Here is a 247-nt window from a genome sequence, read left to right on the forward strand (position 1 = left end):
GGGCCGGCAGAAGGACAAGGGCTGGGCCTGTGACTTGGTGCCGAAGGCGCTGATCGTGGGGCGCTATTTCGCCAAGGAACAGGCCGCGCTCGATGTCCTGCAGGCTGAACTGGAAGCTATAAGTGCCAAGCGCGCCGAACTGGAAGAAGAGCACAGCGGGGAGGACGCGGCTTTCGGCGGCTTCGACAAGATCAACGTGTTGGCGGTGAAGAACCGGCTGCGTGAGATCGAGGATGAACTGAAGGTC

At 61.5% G+C, this 247-nt stretch carries 1 pseudogene; it reads left to right on the forward strand.

Going from position 1 to position 247, the window contains the following annotated elements:
• Positions 1-247, forward strand: a pseudogene (locus SB771_RS36200) (type I restriction endonuclease subunit M); the annotation flags it as partial.

It is taken from the genome of Burkholderia sp. SIMBA_051, from assembly GCF_046534915.1.
GTDB lineage: Bacteria > Pseudomonadota > Gammaproteobacteria > Burkholderiales > Burkholderiaceae > Burkholderia > Burkholderia ambifaria.